The 14497-nt window shown below is 64.3% G+C and carries 17 protein-coding genes; 10 read left to right on the forward strand and 7 right to left on the reverse strand.

All coding sequences use genetic code 11. The annotated features are described in order from the left end of the window. Nucleotides 1-62: 62 nt before the first annotated feature. On the reverse strand, nt 63-671 hold the full coding sequence (cmk, locus tag ACSSVY_RS02265; protein WP_454267766.1) for a (d)CMP kinase: 609 nt from the start codon (nt 669-671) through the stop codon (nt 63-65). A 98-nt stretch (nt 672-769) separates the two neighbouring features. On the opposite strand from cmk, the gene ACSSVY_RS02270 reads away from it, so the two are divergent. The 3 genes from ACSSVY_RS02270 to arsC are packed head-to-tail and all read left to right on the forward strand — an operon-like array spanning nt 770 to nt 2501. After that, nucleotides 770-1108: a DUF952 domain-containing protein gene (locus ACSSVY_RS02270; protein ID WP_454267767.1), complete on the forward strand. Its 339-nt coding sequence runs from the start codon at nt 770-772 to the stop codon at nt 1106-1108. Further along, the gene (locus ACSSVY_RS02275) at nt 1105-2163 is read left to right on the forward strand and encodes a quinone-dependent dihydroorotate dehydrogenase (protein WP_454267768.1); all 1059 of its coding nucleotides are present in this window, start codon (nt 1105-1107) and stop codon (nt 2161-2163) included. Before ACSSVY_RS02270 ends, ACSSVY_RS02275 begins: the two co-directional genes overlap by 4 nt. Then, nucleotides 2154-2501, forward strand: a complete 348-nt coding sequence (gene arsC, locus ACSSVY_RS02280; RefSeq protein WP_454267769.1) for an arsenate reductase (glutaredoxin) — start codon at nt 2154-2156, stop codon at nt 2499-2501. The genes ACSSVY_RS02275 and arsC overlap by 10 nt, the downstream gene beginning before the upstream one ends. 61 nt (nt 2502-2562) lie before the next feature. Here arsC and ACSSVY_RS02285 read toward each other — a convergent pair whose 3' ends face one another. The 4 genes from ACSSVY_RS02285 to ACSSVY_RS02300 form a co-directional block, all read right to left on the reverse strand. Continuing rightward, on the reverse strand, nt 2563-3936 hold the full coding sequence (locus tag ACSSVY_RS02285) for an L-serine ammonia-lyase (RefSeq protein ID WP_454267770.1): 1374 nt from the start codon (nt 3934-3936) through the stop codon (nt 2563-2565). A 99-nt stretch (nt 3937-4035) separates the two neighbouring features. After that, nucleotides 4036-4731, reverse strand: coding sequence for a glutathione S-transferase family protein (locus ACSSVY_RS02290; protein ID WP_454267771.1), 696 nt, complete (start codon nt 4729-4731; stop codon nt 4036-4038). Between the two features lie 53 nt (nt 4732-4784). Beyond that, entirely contained in the window at nt 4785-5099 is a 315-nt protein-coding gene (locus ACSSVY_RS02295; RefSeq protein WP_454267773.1) for a DUF1244 domain-containing protein, read from the reverse strand. Between the two features lie 24 nt (nt 5100-5123). Then, a complete protein-coding gene (locus ACSSVY_RS02300) occupies nt 5124-5885 on the reverse strand; it encodes an N-formylglutamate amidohydrolase (RefSeq protein WP_454267774.1) in 762 nt (253 codons plus the stop codon). A gap of 106 nt (nt 5886-5991) precedes the next feature. Between ACSSVY_RS02300 and pyk the strand changes: the two genes are divergently transcribed. The 4 genes from pyk (at nt 5992) to rplT (ending at nt 8418) form a co-directional block, all read left to right on the forward strand. Next, nucleotides 5992-7437, forward strand: a complete 1446-nt coding sequence (gene pyk / locus ACSSVY_RS02305) for a pyruvate kinase (RefSeq protein WP_454267775.1) — start codon at nt 5992-5994, stop codon at nt 7435-7437. 41 nt (nt 7438-7478) lie between these two features. Beyond that, nucleotides 7479-7703 carry a hypothetical protein gene (locus ACSSVY_RS02310; RefSeq protein WP_454267777.1) on the forward strand — a complete coding sequence of 75 codons (225 nt, stop codon included), beginning with the start codon at nt 7479-7481 and terminating at the stop codon, nt 7701-7703. Between the two features lie 134 nt (nt 7704-7837). Further along, a complete protein-coding gene (gene rpmI / locus ACSSVY_RS02315) occupies nt 7838-8038 on the forward strand; it encodes a 50S ribosomal protein L35 (RefSeq protein WP_454267779.1) in 201 nt (66 codons plus the stop codon). Between the two features lie 14 nt (nt 8039-8052). Further along, nucleotides 8053-8418 (forward strand): 50S ribosomal protein L20, encoded by a 366-nt coding sequence (gene rplT, locus ACSSVY_RS02320; RefSeq protein ID WP_009817248.1) that lies wholly within the window; start codon nt 8053-8055, stop codon nt 8416-8418. Nucleotides 8419-8474: 56 nt separating this feature from the next. Here the strand turns inward: rplT and ACSSVY_RS02325 are convergent, their stop codons facing one another. Both ACSSVY_RS02325 and ACSSVY_RS02330 read right to left on the reverse strand, forming a co-directional pair. After that, entirely contained in the window at nt 8475-9671 is a 1197-nt protein-coding gene (locus tag ACSSVY_RS02325) for a class I SAM-dependent methyltransferase (protein WP_454267780.1), read from the reverse strand. A 51-nt stretch (nt 9672-9722) separates the two neighbouring features. Next, on the reverse strand, nt 9723-11660 hold the full coding sequence (locus ACSSVY_RS02330; protein WP_454267782.1) for an AsmA family protein: 1938 nt from the start codon (nt 11658-11660) through the stop codon (nt 9723-9725). Nucleotides 11661-11771: 111 nt separating this feature from the next. On the opposite strand from ACSSVY_RS02330, the gene rimO reads away from it, so the two are divergent. From rimO to ACSSVY_RS02345, 3 genes are all read left to right on the forward strand, one after another. After that, nucleotides 11772-13148, forward strand: coding sequence for a 30S ribosomal protein S12 methylthiotransferase RimO (gene rimO, locus ACSSVY_RS02335; RefSeq protein ID WP_454267783.1), 1377 nt, complete (start codon nt 11772-11774; stop codon nt 13146-13148). A 387-nt stretch (nt 13149-13535) separates the two neighbouring features. After that, entirely contained in the window at nt 13536-13976 is a 441-nt protein-coding gene (locus tag ACSSVY_RS02340) for a DUF6789 family protein (RefSeq protein WP_454267784.1), read from the forward strand. An 83-nt stretch (nt 13977-14059) separates the two neighbouring features. Beyond that, nucleotides 14060-14437, forward strand: coding sequence for a thiol-disulfide oxidoreductase DCC family protein (locus ACSSVY_RS02345; protein WP_454267786.1), 378 nt, complete (start codon nt 14060-14062; stop codon nt 14435-14437). The last annotated feature ends 60 nt before the right edge of the window (nt 14438-14497 follow it).

The following is a 14497-nucleotide window of genomic DNA, read 5'->3' on the forward strand; positions in this document are numbered from 1 at the left end:
CAAACGTAAGATCCATGACCGGGCATGCAACCGGATGGGCGGCATCCTGCCAGTTGGGAGGGTCAGCGCAGTGCGGCGGCGACGATCGCGATGGCGCGTTTGGTGGCCTCTTCGATGCTCATCTCAGACGTGTCGAGCAGCACCGCATCGTCTGCGGGTTTGAGGGGGGCGGTGGCGCGGGCGCTGTCGCGGGCGTCGCGTTGTTGCAGATCTTGGGCGACCTCATCCAGCGTGACGTCGTGGCCTTTTTCCGTCAGTTCGAGATGACGGCGGCGGGCGCGCTCCGTGTCGGAGGCGGTGACGTAGAGTTTGACCTCGGCGTCGGGGCAGATGACGGTGCCGATGTCGCGCCCGTCGAGCACGGCCCCGCCCGCGCGCCGGGCAAAGGCGCGCTGGAAGTCGAGGAGCGCTTGGCGCACTTCGGGGATGGCGGCCACGCGGCTGGCGGCCTGACTGACGTCGGGGGTGCGTAGATCATCCGCGTCGAGATCCTCGGCGCGCAGGGAGTGCGCCGCCTCGACCGGGTCGAGCCCGGAGAGCATGCGCCGCCCGGTGGCGCGGTAGAGCAGGCCGGTATCGAGATGGGCAAAGCCGAAATGGCCGCTGAGCGCACGGCCAATGGTGCCCTTGCCCGCCGCTGCGGGTCCGTCGATTGCAATGGTAAACGCCATGGGCTGCCCTTTCGTGATCGGACCCTCTGACTAGCCGATCGGGGCGGCGGTCTCAAGCGCCGCTTGACTGGAGGTCGGGGTCAAGGCATCACGCCTGCATGATGATATACAAGATATTGCGTGGCCCGGAATGGGCCGAGTTGCGGGCGGCGGGCGAGAGTGCTGGCGCGCCGGTCGATCTGGCCGATGGCTATGTGCATTTCTCGACTGCCGAACAGGCGGCAGAGACAGCGGCGAAGCATTTTGCCGGGGCCGAGGGCCTGATGCTGGTGGCGGTTGCGGTGGACCGGTTGGGCGAGGCGCTGAAATGGGAGCCGTCGCGCGGCGGCGCGCTCTTTCCGCATCTCTACCGCGAGATGCGCCTGTCGGATGTGGCTTGGGCGCAGCCCCTGCCGCTGGTGGACGGGGTGCATCAGTTTCCGGCAGGTCTGGAATGAGCGGGATGGAGCGTTTGGGCCTCGGCCTCTTGCACCGGGTCGATCCGGAGCGGGCGCATGGTCTGGCGCTCCGCGCGTTGCAACTGGGTCTGGTGCCCACGCCGGGGCCGCAGACAAGCGCGCGGCTGCGGACCAATCTGGCGGGGCTGCGCCTGCCCAATCCGGTGGGGTTGGCGGCGGGGTTTGACAAGAACGCCGAGGCGCTGGGGCCGCTGAGCCGCGCCGGATTCGGATTTATCGAGGTGGGGGCGGTCACGCCGCGCGCGCAGCCGGGCAATCCGCGCCCGCGCCTGTTCCGGCTGAGTGAGGATCGGGCGGTGATCAACCGGTTCGGGTTCAACAATCTCGGGATGGAGGCGGCGGCGGCACGGTTGGCGGCGCGGCCAAAGGATGCCGTCATTGGTCTCAACCTTGGGGCCAACAAGGACAGCGCCGACCGGGCCGAGGATTTCGCCCGCGTGCTCGCGCATTGCGGCGCGCATCTGGATTTCGCCACGGTGAATGTCAGCAGCCCCAACACCGAGAAACTGCGCGATTTGCAGGGGGCAGAGGCGTTGATGGGCCTCTTGAAAGGGGTCATGGAGGCGCGCGATTGGTTGCCGCAGCCGATCCCCATCTTTCTCAAGATCGCGCCGGATCTGAGCGATGTGGAATTGAGCGAAATCGCCGATGTGGCGCGGGCCTCGGGCCTCAACGGGATTATCGCCACCAACACCACGCTGGGCCGTGAGGGGCTGGTGAGTGCAGCAAAGGCTGAGGCGGGCGGGCTGTCGGGGCAGCCACTCTTTGAGAAATCAACGCGGGTATTGGCTCGGCTGTCGCAATTGACGGGCGGGGAAATGCCGCTGATTGGCGTGGGCGGCATTGCCAGCGCAGAGCAGGCCTATGCCAAGATCCGCGCCGGGGCAACGGCGGTGCAGCTCTATTCGGCGCTGGTGTATCAGGGGATGTCGCTTGTGACCGAGATCGCGCGGGGGCTGGAGCGGCTCTTGGCGCGGGACGGGTTTGGCAGCGTGGCCGAGGCAGTGGGCACGGGGCGGGACGCATGGCTCTGATCACCTATTGGCACAATCCGCGCTGTTCCAAGTCGCGGGCTGGGTTGGCGCTGTTGCAGGAGCAGGGGGCGGATTTGCTGGTGCGGCGCTATCTGGAGGATGCGCCGGATCTGGCGGAGGTGCGGCGTGTTCTGGCGCTGTTGGGTGTTGCGCCGATTGAGATGATGCGGCCCTGCGAGCCGCAGTTCAAGGCGCTGGGCCTGAGCCGTGAGAGTGCGGCGGAGGATCTGCTGGCGGCGATGGCGGCGCATCCGATCCTGATCGAGCGGCCGATTGCGATTGGTGCTGTGCGTGCCGTGATCGGGCGGCCACCGGAGGCGGTGCTGGGGGTTTTGTGAGTATTTGCGCCGCGCGGCACCTGCGGTGCTATTCGCGCGGGGCTTTGGGGCGACTTGCCCCTCAACAGTTCGGGATATTGACCGCGAGACCGCCGAGCGAGGTTTCCTTGTATTTCTCGCTCATGTCGAGGCCGGTCTGGCGCATTGTCTCGATACAGGCGTCGAGCGGCACGAGGTGGGTGCCATCACCACGCAGGGCGAGAGAGGCGGCAGAGACCGCCTTGATCGCGCCCAGACCATTGCGTTCTATGCAGGGCACCTGCACCAGGCCGCGCACCGGGTCGCAGGTCATGCCCAAGTGATGCTCAAGCGCGATTTCGGCGGCGTTTTCGATCTGGGCGGGGGTGCCGCCCAAGACAGCGGCGAGGCCAGCCGCGCCCATGGCGGCGGCGCTGCCCACCTCGGCCTGACAGCCTGCTTCGGCCCCCGAGATGGAGGCATTGTATTTCACCAGACCGCCGATGGCGGCGGCGGTGAGCAGGAATTCCTCGATCTGGTTTTCATGGGCGCCGGGCACATGCTCGAGCCAGTATTTGATCACCGCCGGCACCACGCCCGCCGCGCCATTGGTGGGGGCGGTCACGACCTGACCACCGGCGGCGTTTTCCTCGTTCACCGCCATGGCATAGGCGCTCATCCAGTCGTTGATCTTGTGCGGGGCGGTGAGGTTGGTGCCGCGTTCGGCCACGAGTGCATCGCGGATGCCCTTGGCGCGGCGCTTGACCTTGAGGCCGCCGGGCAGGATGCCTTCGGCGTTGAGGCCGCGTTCGATGCAGTCGTTCATCACCTGCCAGATGCGCGCCACGCCTGACCGCAGGTTTTCCGGGCCGCCGCGTGCGATCTCATTGGCGCGTTTCATCTGGGCGATGCTCTTGCCCGAGCGTTCGGCCATTTCCAGCATTTCGGCGGCGGATTTGAACGGGTAGGGGATGGGCGTGCCGTCGTCGGTGGCCTTGCCTGCGGCCAGTTCCGCATCGGTCAGGACAAAGCCGCCGCCGATGGAATAATAAGTTTCCTGCAGGATCACATCGCCTTGGGCGTCGGTGGCCATCAGGATCATGCCGTTGGCATGGCCGGGCAGGTTGGGGCCGAAATCGAAGATCAGGTCTTCCTTGGGGTGGAATTTGAGCGCGGGCAGGCCGGGGGGCGTGACGGTGTGGCTGTCGCGGATTTCTTCCAGCGTGGCCTCGGCGCGGGCGTGATCATAGGTCTCGGGGAGGAAGCCCGCGAGGCCAAGGATCGTGGCGCGGTCGGTGGCATGGCCCACGCCGGTAAAGGCAAGGCTTCCGTGCAGCGAGCCGCGCAACCCGGCGTAATGGAAGGGGGAGGCGCGCATCTTGTCGAGGAACCGCGCAGCGGCAACCATAGGCCCCATCGTATGCGAGGAGGAGGGGCCGATGCCCACCTTGAACATATCGAAGACGGATAGAAACATAAGGCGCGCTCCCTGATTGCGGGTTTTATCGCCGCTTGCCCCTTGATCTACTTGTCCGAAAGCGACGCTTCAAGGGTGGCTCCTTGCCATGTGATCGGATCAGGTGGCGCTGCCCTCGGGCGGATTGCAATAATCGGGGGAGGTGAAGGGGCGCGCGCCCAAGCCTTCGGCGGCGGCCACGCGGCGGGTTGCGGGGCGGGATTCGAGATGCGTCAGCAGCGCGTAAAGACGCGGCCATGCGCTTGCGTCATAGCTGCCGCGCAGGCCCTCGGGATAGAGCGCGCGCCACCGCATGAGGCAGGCAAGGTAGTAGTCGAGCACCGAGGGAGATGCGGGGGAAAACCACGGGTCGGCGCGGGTTTCGAGAATGTCGAGATGATCGGCAAAGCGCGCCTGCATGGTGGCGCGCAAGAGGCGCTGTGCCTCCGGGTTCTCGCCCACGTATTTCTCGGCATAAAAACTCATGCGCAGGGCGGTGTGGGCGGTATTGGCGAGGTAGAAGAGCCATTTGAGAAAATCGCCGCGCGCGGGCGCATCGGGGGCAGGGGCAAGCCGCCCATGCCGGTCGGCGAGCCATAGGAGAATTGCCCCCGTCTCGAATATGGTCCCCTCTGGGGTTTCCAGCGTCGGGATCAGCCCGCCGGGGTTGAGCGCCAGATAGGCGGGGGCCGCCTGCGCCTGTTTCGAGCGCTCAATCAGCGCCGTTTCATAGGGCACGCCCAGTTCCTCGAGCGTGAGGCGGACAATGACCGAGGCGTTGTCGGGGGCGTAATGCAGGCGGTAGGGCGCGGTCATCGTGTCCTCTCGGGCGGGGAATTTGAGTATTTGAAGAACGATGAAAGGTGCGGTCAGTCCTTGGGGCCGACATTCTCGGCAAAGGATTTTGTGAAGGCGGTTTTTTGCTCGGCGCTGGCCTCGGTCTGATGCTGTGCGCGCCAGTCGTCATAGGGCATGCCGTAGAAGATTTCGCGGGCCTCGTCCTTGGACATCTCGATACCACGGGCGTTGGCGGCCTCTTGCACCCAGCGGCTGAGGCAGTTGCGGCAGAAACCGGCGAGATTCATCATGTCGATATTCTGCACATCGGGGCGTTTTTCCATCAGATGCGCGCGCAGGGCGCGAAAGGCGGCGGCCTCAAGCTCGATTCTGGTCTGGTCGTCCATTGTCATACTCCTTTGAGGGGTGGGTCAGAGGCCGGTCTGGGCCGCGACCTCTTGCAGGATGGGGGCGAGGCGGAGCGCCCAAGCGGTCTGTTGCGCGGGGGTTTCGATCAGGTCGTTGCGCAGTTCGATCAGCACATTGGGCCGCTCATAGGCGATGGCATGGCGGGCGATGGCATCGCCGGGCAGATGGCCGGTGTAAGGCTCGTTATCGCCGACGCAAAGGTCAGGCTCTTGGGTGAGGCGCGCCAGAAGCGGCTTGGCCAGACGCGCATCGGCGGCATAGAGCAGGCCGATATGCCAAGGCCGGGGCGGGCGGCCACGCAATTGCGGCGTGAAACTATGGACCGAGACGATCACCGTATCGGCGCGGCGCGCGGCCAATTCGGCCAGCGCGGTGTGATAGGGACGGTAAAGCCGGTTGAGGCGACGCTCGATATCCTCGGGTTTCGCGTGGCGATTGGCGGGAATGATGGTGCCATCATAGAGGCGCATCACGAGTGTCGGATCATCCTCGCCCCGGTTTGGGTCGATCACGAGGCGCGAGAAATTGCTGAGGATGGCGGGGCCGTTCAAGGCCTCGGCCAAGGCGCGGGTCACACCGGCGGCCCCCACGTCATAGGCGATATGCCGGGCCATGTCGGCGGGGGCCACGCCGAGACAGCCGCCGCTGACGAACTCCGGCACGCAATTGCTGGCGTGATCGCAGGTCACGAGCCAGCGTTCGGGGCGGTCCTGCCCGTCAATCTGAAAAGGGTGATACATCATTGGCTTGGTTTTTCCTGTCATCGTCCTTTAGAACAGTTGCGAGACAATGTGAATTGCGCGATAAGGCGCGAAAGGGCGGTGTTAGCGTTAACATTGCCTGTGATGTCAGAGATGAAGGACGCATGAGATGAGACGCAACCGCAATGTCAAGATCGTGGCCACACTGGGCCCGGCCTCGTCTGATTATGATACGATTCGCGCGCTGCACGAGGCGGGGGCGGATGTGTTTCGTCTCAACATGAGCCATGGAACGCAGGCCGATATTGCCGAACGGCACCGGATCATCCGGCAGGTCGAGGCTGATCTGGACAGCCCGATTGCCATCTTGGGCGATTTGCAGGGGCCGAAACTGCGCGTGGGGGTTTTTGCCAAGGGTGAGGAAGAACTGGTCGCCGGGGCGGCGTTCCGGCTTGACCTGAACGAGGCCGAAGGTGATGTGACGCGCGTTTGCCTGCCGCATCCCGAGATTTTCGCGGCGCTGGAGCCGGGGGCCAACCTGCTGGTCAATGATGGCAAGATCCGCCTGCGCGTGACCGCCTGCGGGCCGGAGTTTGCCGATTGCGACGTGATCGCGGGCGGCACGATTTCGAATCGCAAAGGCGTGAACGTGCCTGATGTGGTGCTGCCGCTGGCGGCGCTGTCGGAAAAAGATCTGTCGGATCTGGAATTCATCTGTGATCTGGGGGTCGATTGGCTGGCGCTGAGTTTCGTGCAGCGGCCCGAGGATGTGACCGAGGCGCGGGCCTTGGTTAAGGGCCGGGCTGCGATCATGTCGAAGATCGAAAAGCCTGCGGGCGTAAAGCGGTTTGATGAGATTCTGGCGGTCAGCGACGGGATCATGGTGGCGCGTGGCGATCTGGGGGTGGAATTGCCGGTGCAGAACGTGCCGCCGATTCAGAAGCGGCTGATCCGGCGGTGTCGGGCCGTGGCCAAGCCGGTGATCGTGGCGACGCAAATGCTCGAGTCGATGATCGACAGCCCGATGCCGACGCGCGCCGAGGTCTCGGACGTGGCGACCGCGATTTATGAGGGATCAGACGCGATCATGCTCTCGGCGGAATCGGCGGCGGGGCACTTTCCCGTTGAGGCGGTGCGCACGATGGATAATGTGGCGATCGAGGTTGAGGGCGATCCGATCTACCGCGAGGTGATCGAGGCGAGCCGCCGGGTGGATCGACAGACCGTGGCCGATGGCATCGTCGCCGCCGCGCGCGAGATTGCCGAGACTGCGGATATCAAGGTGATCTGTTGCTATACGGAATCCGGGACCACCGCGCTCTTGACCGCGCGCGAGCGGCCGCGTGTGCCGATTTTGGCGCTGACCAGTCTCTTGGGCACGGCGCGGCGGCTGGCGCTGACCTGGGGTGTGACCTGTGTCATGACCGGGGAATTGACGCGCTTCAAGATGGCGGTGATCAACGCCGCGCGGGCGGCGCGGGCGCATGGCTATGCCACCGAAGCCGATCAGATCGTGGTTGTTGCCGGCGTGCCCTTCAACATGCCGGGCACGACGAATATCCTCCGCGTCGCCCCCTGTCAGGAAAGTTTGATTTACGCCACCGATCCGGGCTAAACTGTAACGGTTTAGTTCAAGTTATTTTCCGGAGGTGTGTAATGGATCCTGATCTGGCGATGGCAATCGGCATGGTGTTGGGGGTGTTTTCGATACCTTCGATCCTTTCCGCCTTTTCCGAGGGCCGTCCGCCGCGGGTGGCGGCATTTACGCTGATAGCATCGGGGGGACTCGTGGTCTGGGCGATCAGCAACAAGCCGGGTGGTTACAGCTTTGGCGACTTGCCGGAGGTGCTTGTGCGGGTGATTGCGCGCTACGTGAGCTGAGCGGCCCGGCGTCGGGGTCAAAGCCTCTTGAACAATATTTCGAGGGCGCGTATACGGCGCGCTCACCCCGCAGGACCGGCCAGATGTGGCATGCCGAGTCGTGTGGTCCTACCGACCTATTAGAGGAGCCGGAAATGCCCAAGATGAAGACCAAGTCGAGCTGCAAAAAGCGGTTCAAAGTGACGGCGACAGGCCGTATTGTTGCCGGTCAGGCAGGCAAACGCCATGGCATGATCAAGCGCAGCAACAAATTCCTTCGTAACGCTCGCGGTACGACCACGTTGTCAAAGGCTGATGAAGGTATCATCAAGCCAATGATGCCCTACGCGCGCTAAGGAGGATTTAGGATATGTCACGCGTCAAAGGTGGGGTTGTCACCCACGCCCGTCACAAGAAAGTCATCAAGGCCGCCAAGGGTTACTATGGCCGCCGTAAAAACACCTTCAAGGTGGCCGCACAGGCTGTCGACAAGGCCAACCAATACGCGACCCGCGACCGCAAGAACCGCAAGCGCAATTTCCGTGCGCTGTGGATTCAGCGGATCAACGCGGCTGTGCGCGCGCATGACGAATCGCTGACCTACTCGCGGTTCATAAATGGTCTGGCACTGGCCGGGGTCGAGGTAGACCGCAAGGTTCTGGCCGATCTGGCCGTGCACGAACCCGCTGCGTTCGGCGCGATCGTGGACCAAGCCAAGGGTGCGCTGGCCGCCTGAGCCGGTTTGCATCGAGATAGAAACCGCCGTTCGGATGTCTCCGGGCGGCGGTTTTTTCATGGGCGCAGGATGCTGGAATAGAGCAGGAGGCCGTGATCGGCCAAATCGCGCTCGATCCGCGCCCAGAGGCTGCCAAAGGCGATGGGATCGGTGCCGGTGGCCTGCGCGATCTCTGTCAGGCTGCGCCGCCCGTCGATGGCGGCCAGAAGGGGGGCCGCCTCTTTTGGCAGGGCGAGCCGCGCCTCGATTCCGTTGAATCGCAGTTTGGGCGTCTGGCCTTGGGCGATGGCGCGGGCAAGGTCAGGCGCGCGCAGGCCCTTGAGATGGGGCGTGAGGGTGCGGTCGCGGCCCATTGCGAGGCTGCGCGCCTCGGTCGCGCGGATGGCATAGCCCACATGCGTCTTGATCGTGCCGCGCAGCTTTTCGGCCACGGCCATGCGCGCGGTTGCGCTCAGGTGATCGGGCGCGGCGGTGATGCGGCTGAGATCATAGAGCACCGGCAGGGCAAAGCCCGAGAGCGCCCAGCCGGTTTCGGTGAGCGTCTCTACAAGTGTTGTCACATCAAAAGCGCGGTCTTGGGAGTGCAGGAGTAGGTCGTAAAAGCCTGCGTCGCTGTCCTTGTGATCGCCAAGATTGGGGTTGGACTTGAACGGATGTCCCTCGGGCAGGGCGGCCACCACCTCTTTGGCGGCCCTGAGGCGCGCCTCGGGCGGCAGGCCCGCGTAGAGCGCGCCGAACGCCTCTTGCAGCGGATAGACCCCGGCGCGCCCAAAGGGGGCATAGACCATGAACCCCATGCCGCCACCGGGCGCGAGCGCCGCCAAGAGCGCGGCAAATCCCGCCGCCGGGTCGGGTAGATGATGCAGCACGCCGCAGCAGTCGATATAGTCGAATTGGCCATAGCTGGCAGCGTCCATCAGGCTGCCGGTGACAAAGCGGATACCGCTCAGGCCGCGCACGCGAGCGCGTTCCTCGGCAATGGCGCGCGACGCGGTGGAGAGGTCGAGATAGGTGATCTCGGCCGCGCGGCCTGCGTCCTTCATCTGTTGCGCCAGTTGGATCAGCCCGTCGCCGGTGCCGCCGCCCGCAATGAGCGCGCGCAGCGGTTTGCTCCAGTCGCGCCGCCCCTGAAAGAGGAAATGGTCGATTTCCAGCACATGCGACGGCGAGCCGGTGATGAGGCGCTTGGCCTCGTCCGCCGGGTCGCGGGCAGGATAGGGATAGGCCTCGTACTGCGCCTTGACCTCGTTCATGGGCGCGGCCCCTCGTTCATCGTTCCAGAAATACTCAAATCTGCGCGTGCCTCACTCGAAGAGCTTGCGCAGTTGGCGCGCGGCCTTGTCCTCGATCTTTTCGCGCAGCACATCTTCGAGGTTCTGGCCCTCTTGCGGGGCGAGGTTCAGCCGCTCCTGCAGTTCGCGTTCCAGCCGGTCCTTGGCCTCTTGCTCCAGCTTGTCACGCTCGGCCTTGAGGTTCATGCGCACCGCCTTTTCCAGATCGGGTTTGATCCGGGGGTTGGCCCATGGCCCCTCGATTCGCACCGGGATGGCGAGGCCGCGCGTGTTCTCACCCTCGAGCAGGACGGGCGTGAAAAGATAGTCGATGTCGCGCGCCCCAAGCCCGATGCGCCCCTTGCCCGAGGCGCGGGCGAGCGGCAGTGTCATGGCAAGGTCTTGGTTGATGAGGTTGCCGCCATTCATCGTAAAGCTTGCGGTCATCGCGTCAAAGATCGTGGTGCCGCCCGTCACATCGCCCGCGCGCATCAGCCGGTCGAGGTCAAAGCCGGAAATCACCCCGCGCCCGGTGCGCAAGGCCCCCTTGCCCGAGAGCGAGCGCATGATCGCATCCACGGAATTGCCCACGCCCAGAAACTCTACCTCGCCGCTGCCTGCGGCGGCAAAGCGGGTGATGCCCGCCGCATCGGTCAGAAAGCGCTCGAGGTTGAGATCGCTCACGTCGAGATTGCCACCGACCGAGAGGCCAGAGCGGTTGTTGGCGATGAATTGCCCGGTGACCAGCCCGTCATAGGCGCGCAATTCGCGCAGCTCGAACACGGCGCGGGAATTGTCCAGCGTCATCAGGCTGCGGGTCTTGCCCAGTTTCAGATCGCCCAGATTGATGCTGTCGGCGACAAGTGCGACCTCGCCGTTGGCCAGCCCAAGGGCGCTGGCGTCAATCGCGCTCTTGGACCAGCCGGTATCGGTATTGCCCGTGCTGGTGCTGTCGGCCCCGGCGAAGCGGGAGAGGTCAAGCGCGCCGGCGTTGAGTTGGGCGTTGATGCGTGGCACATCGCCCGCAAGGGCGATATCCGCCGCCCCGGCAATTGCGTTGCCGCCCAAGTTGAGCACGAGGTTGCGCAGCGCGAGATCGAGCGCATCCGTGAGGGTGAGATCCGTGCCGCCCTTGATGCTGGCCCCAAGGCTGGGCGGCAATTCCAGCCGGTCCAGCCCCAGCGCTGCCAGAAAGGCATCGGTATTGCCAAGGTCGATGTCGAGCCGCCCTTGGAGTTGCGGTTGCGCCCCACCGCGCCCGGCAAAGGCCACGCTGCCGCCCGGCCCCGAGAGCCGCGCCGAAAGACCCGTCACCGCCCCGTCGATGAATTGCCCCACCTGATCGAGTTGACCTGCGAGGGTCACGGGGTTTGCGGTTTGGCGCAGCACCGCCTCAAAGGTTGCGGTGCCGTCGTAATCGGGCCAGCGCAGATCGAAATCCATGTTACGGAACGCCTGCACCGTGCCGGTGGCGTGATCGGTATAGCTGAGGCTGGCCCCGGTGATGAGCGCGCGGTCAAGCGTAAGCGCGAGGCGGTTCGAGGTGGCAAGGGTGCCATCCGATTGCCCAGAGGGGGCCACGCCCTCGACCCCCAATTCCCAATTCACCCGACCGTCGCGGGCGCGTTCCAGCCGGATCTCGGGATTGACCGCCTCTAGCCCGGTGATGCGAATGTCGCCACCAAAGAGCGCCTGCGGCTCCACCCCGATCTTGAGACTGTCGGCGCGCAGCATCGGGCCTGCGTCGGACCAATCGGCATTCGCAATCTCGACCGTGCCGGTGGACACGCCGAGGATGGGATAAAAGCTGATCTTGGTATCGCCGGACATCGTGACCTGGCGGCCCGTCGCCTTGGTGATCTGATCGGCGGCGATGCGGGCGATGCGTTCGCCGGGCAGGAAAAAGAGCGCGCCAAGGATGATGGCCAGCATGACCACAACCAATCCCAACAGTCGAAACAGCCACCGCATGGCATCGCCCCCTTTGCCTGCTCCACTCGGGCACAGTCTAGGCGTGTGGGGTGGCGGGGGGCAACCGCTTTTGGGCTTTGCGGGCGGGCGGGGGCAGAGTATATCGCGCCCATGGCCCAGAACCCTCCCAACCTCCGCCCCGATCTCGCGCCGCGTGCGCGTCTGACTGACACGCCCCGCGCGGGCCAGCCGACCATTGGCATGGTCAGTCTTGGCTGTCCCAAGGCGCTGGTGGACAGTGAGCGGATCTTGACGCGGCTGCGCGCCGAGGGTTATGGGATTTCGGCCGACTATGCCGGGGCCGATGCGGTGATCGTCAACACCTGCGGCTTTCTCGATAGTGCCAAGGCCGAGAGCCTCGAGGCGATTGGCGAGGCGTTGGCCGAGAATGGCCGGGTGATCGTCACGGGGTGTCTGGGGGCAGAGCCGGAGTATATCCGCGAGCATCACCCGCGTATTCTGGCCGTGACCGGGCCGCATCAATACGAGCAGGTGCTGGATGCCGTGCATCTGGCGGTGCCGCCCAGCCCCGATCCGTTCATTGATCTCTTGCCCGCCTCTGGTGTCAGCCTCACGCCGCGCCATTACAGCTATCTCAAGATTTCCGAAGGCTGTAACCACAAGTGCAAATTCTGCATCATCCCCGACATGCGCGGCAAGTTGCAGAGCCGCCCGGCCCATGCGGTGATCCGCGAGGCGGCCAAGCTGGTGGAAAGCGGCGTCAAGGAATTGCTGGTGATCTCTCAGGATACTTCGGCCTATGGTGTTGATATCCGCCATGCCGAGGACCGGGGGCATCGGGCGCATATCACTGATCTGGCGCGGGATCTGGGGTCACTGGGCGCATGGGTGCGGCTGCATTATGTCTATCCCTACCCGCATGTGCGCGATCTCATTCCGCTGATGGCTGAGGGGTTGGTGCTGCCCTATTTGGATATTCCGTTCCAGCATGCGCATCCCGAGGTATTGCGGCGCATGGCGCGGCCTGCGGCGGCGGCCAAGACATTGGACGAGATTGCGGCATGGCGGCGGGATAGCCCCGACATCGCCCTGCGCTCGACCTTTATCGTGGGCTATCCGGGCGAGACTGAGGCGGAGTTTCAGACGCTCTTGGATTGGCTGGATGAGGCGCAGTTGGACCGGGTGGGCTGTTTTCAATACGAGAATGTCGCAGGCGCCCGGTCAAACGCCTTGGCCGATCATGTGGCGGCAGAGGTCAAGCAAGAGCGCTGGGATCGGTTCATGGAAAAGGCGCAGGCGATTTCCGAGGCCAAGCTGGCGGCCAAGGTGGGGCAGCGGATGGAGGTGATCGTGGACGAGATCGACGCCGATGGCATCGCCACCTGCCGCACCAAAGCCGACGCGCCCGAGATCGACGGGAACCTGTTCATTGACGAGGGGACAGAGGCGGTGTCGGTTGGGGATATCGTTTCGGTCGTCGTTGATGAGGCGGGGGAGTATGATTTGTGGGGAAGGTTGGGGGGGTAGTTTCGGCCCCCTTGAGATGCTCCAATTTCGCCCCCTTCTCGTCATCCTCGGGCTTGATCCGAGGATCTCTTGTCACGTTGGAGAGTCCCGCTTTCGCGGGAATCACGGGGATAGGATGGTGGGTTTCACCTACCGAGCGGGCCACAAGCGGGCCTCGCATTATAGTGGTCCCAACGGATGCCAAACCCATCCGTTTCCGAGCCGGACGGGTCATATTAATCAACTGATTTAGTTAATAAAAACCTTTTCCCCAACGCCGCTATCGCCGTCTGTCCAGACCAGTGATCACGTAATCGTGTTGGTCTTGGCCTCGACCGGGCGGAACTAGAGGGCGGTTGGAGTGTTCATCGCACGTTCGCCTAGAGAACGGCTTTGAAAGGAATTGTCATGTCCAACGTGGGAAAAGGAATGCTTGCAGGTCTTGCGGCAACGCTTGTGCTGTCGCTGATGATGTTGATGAAAGGGGCCATGGGGCTGATGCCGGGTCTCGATCCGATTGCCATGATCGCCGCGATGATGGGCGTTTCTGCGGCGCTGGCCTGGGGTGTCCATTTCATGATCGGCGTTGTTCTCTGGGGGGGTGGCTTTGCTGTGGTGGAGACCAGTCTGCCGGGCAAACAATTCTGGGTGAGAGGTGTCCTTTTCGCCATCGGGGCCTGGCTCATCATGATGGTGGTTATGATGCCCATGGCGGGGGTCGGAGTGTTCGGCATGAGCCTCGGCATGATGGCGCCGGTCATGACGCTGGTGATGCATGTCGTGTTCGGGGCTGTGCTTGGCGGCGTTTATGGGGCGTTGGTTACGCGCGAAGTCGTGGCGCGGGCCTGACGCGCTTTGGGGCAGGGGCGCGACATTCTGCGCCTCTTTCCCTGTCTCCCTCTCACCCTACCTACCCGGCACAGGAGGCCGCGATGACGCAGGAAACCCAAGTGCTCTATAATGCCCGCTGTCCGGTCTGCCGGGCCGAGATTGTGCATTATGCGGGGTATGTGGAGGCGAACGGCCTGCCTGTCACCTTCCAAGACCTCAACGCCGGTGGTCTTGAGCATTGGGGCATTGATCCCGATCAGGCGGCGCGGCGGTTGCATGTGCGGCAGAATGGCCATGTGCTCTCGGGTGTCGATGCCTTTGCCGCGCTTTGGGCGGCCTTGCCGCGGTATCGTTGGGCGGCGCGGATCGTGGCCTTGCCGGGGCTGCGGCAGGTGGCGTCGCTGATCTATGAGCGGGTGTTGGCGCCGCGTCTTTATGCCAAGCATCTGGCGCGAGAAGCCAAGCGCGCGGCACGCTGAGGGGCTTTCGCAGGTCTGCGCCCCGCGATAGGGTGCGCGCGACTGACGCGGAGACCCCAG

This window comes from Roseovarius sp. MBR-51, from assembly GCF_053628575.1.

What these genes read in the sequence shown, in the direction of transcription:
- ACSSVY_RS02310 (WP_454267777.1), top strand. Translation starts at nt 7,479, where the DNA reads ATGGATCCTGATCTGGCGATGGCAATCGGCATGGTGTTGGGGGTGTTT.
- ACSSVY_RS02275 (WP_454267768.1), top strand. Translation starts at nt 1,105, where the DNA reads ATGAGCGGGATGGAGCGTTTGGGCCTCGGCCTCTTGCACCGGGTCGAT.
- cmk (WP_454267766.1), bottom strand. Translation starts at nt 671, where the DNA reads ATGGCGTTTACCATTGCAATCGACGGACCCGCAGCGGCGGGCAAGGGC.
- ACSSVY_RS02330 (WP_454267782.1), bottom strand. Translation starts at nt 11,660, where the DNA reads ATGCGGTGGCTGTTTCGACTGTTGGGATTGGTTGTGGTCATGCTGGCC.
- rimO (WP_454267783.1), top strand. Translation starts at nt 11,772, where the DNA reads ATGGCCCAGAACCCTCCCAACCTCCGCCCCGATCTCGCGCCGCGTGCG.
- ACSSVY_RS02295 (WP_454267773.1), bottom strand. Translation starts at nt 5,099, where the DNA reads ATGGACGACCAGACCAGAATCGAGCTTGAGGCCGCCGCCTTTCGCGCC.
- ACSSVY_RS02345 (WP_454267786.1), top strand. Translation starts at nt 14,060, where the DNA reads ATGACGCAGGAAACCCAAGTGCTCTATAATGCCCGCTGTCCGGTCTGC.
- rpmI (WP_454267779.1), top strand. Translation starts at nt 7,838, where the DNA reads ATGCCCAAGATGAAGACCAAGTCGAGCTGCAAAAAGCGGTTCAAAGTG.
- pyk (WP_454267775.1), top strand. Translation starts at nt 5,992, where the DNA reads ATGAGACGCAACCGCAATGTCAAGATCGTGGCCACACTGGGCCCGGCC.
- ACSSVY_RS02270 (WP_454267767.1), top strand. Translation starts at nt 770, where the DNA reads ATGATGATATACAAGATATTGCGTGGCCCGGAATGGGCCGAGTTGCGG.
- arsC (WP_454267769.1), top strand. Translation starts at nt 2,154, where the DNA reads ATGGCTCTGATCACCTATTGGCACAATCCGCGCTGTTCCAAGTCGCGG.
- ACSSVY_RS02325 (WP_454267780.1), bottom strand. Translation starts at nt 9,671, where the DNA reads ATGAACGAGGTCAAGGCGCAGTACGAGGCCTATCCCTATCCTGCCCGC.
- ACSSVY_RS02285 (WP_454267770.1), bottom strand. Translation starts at nt 3,936, where the DNA reads ATGTTTCTATCCGTCTTCGATATGTTCAAGGTGGGCATCGGCCCCTCC.
- ACSSVY_RS02300 (WP_454267774.1), bottom strand. Translation starts at nt 5,885, where the DNA reads ATGACAGGAAAAACCAAGCCAATGATGTATCACCCTTTTCAGATTGAC.
- ACSSVY_RS02290 (WP_454267771.1), bottom strand. Translation starts at nt 4,731, where the DNA reads ATGACCGCGCCCTACCGCCTGCATTACGCCCCCGACAACGCCTCGGTC.
- rplT (WP_009817248.1), top strand. Translation starts at nt 8,053, where the DNA reads ATGTCACGCGTCAAAGGTGGGGTTGTCACCCACGCCCGTCACAAGAAA.
- ACSSVY_RS02340 (WP_454267784.1), top strand. Translation starts at nt 13,536, where the DNA reads ATGTCCAACGTGGGAAAAGGAATGCTTGCAGGTCTTGCGGCAACGCTT.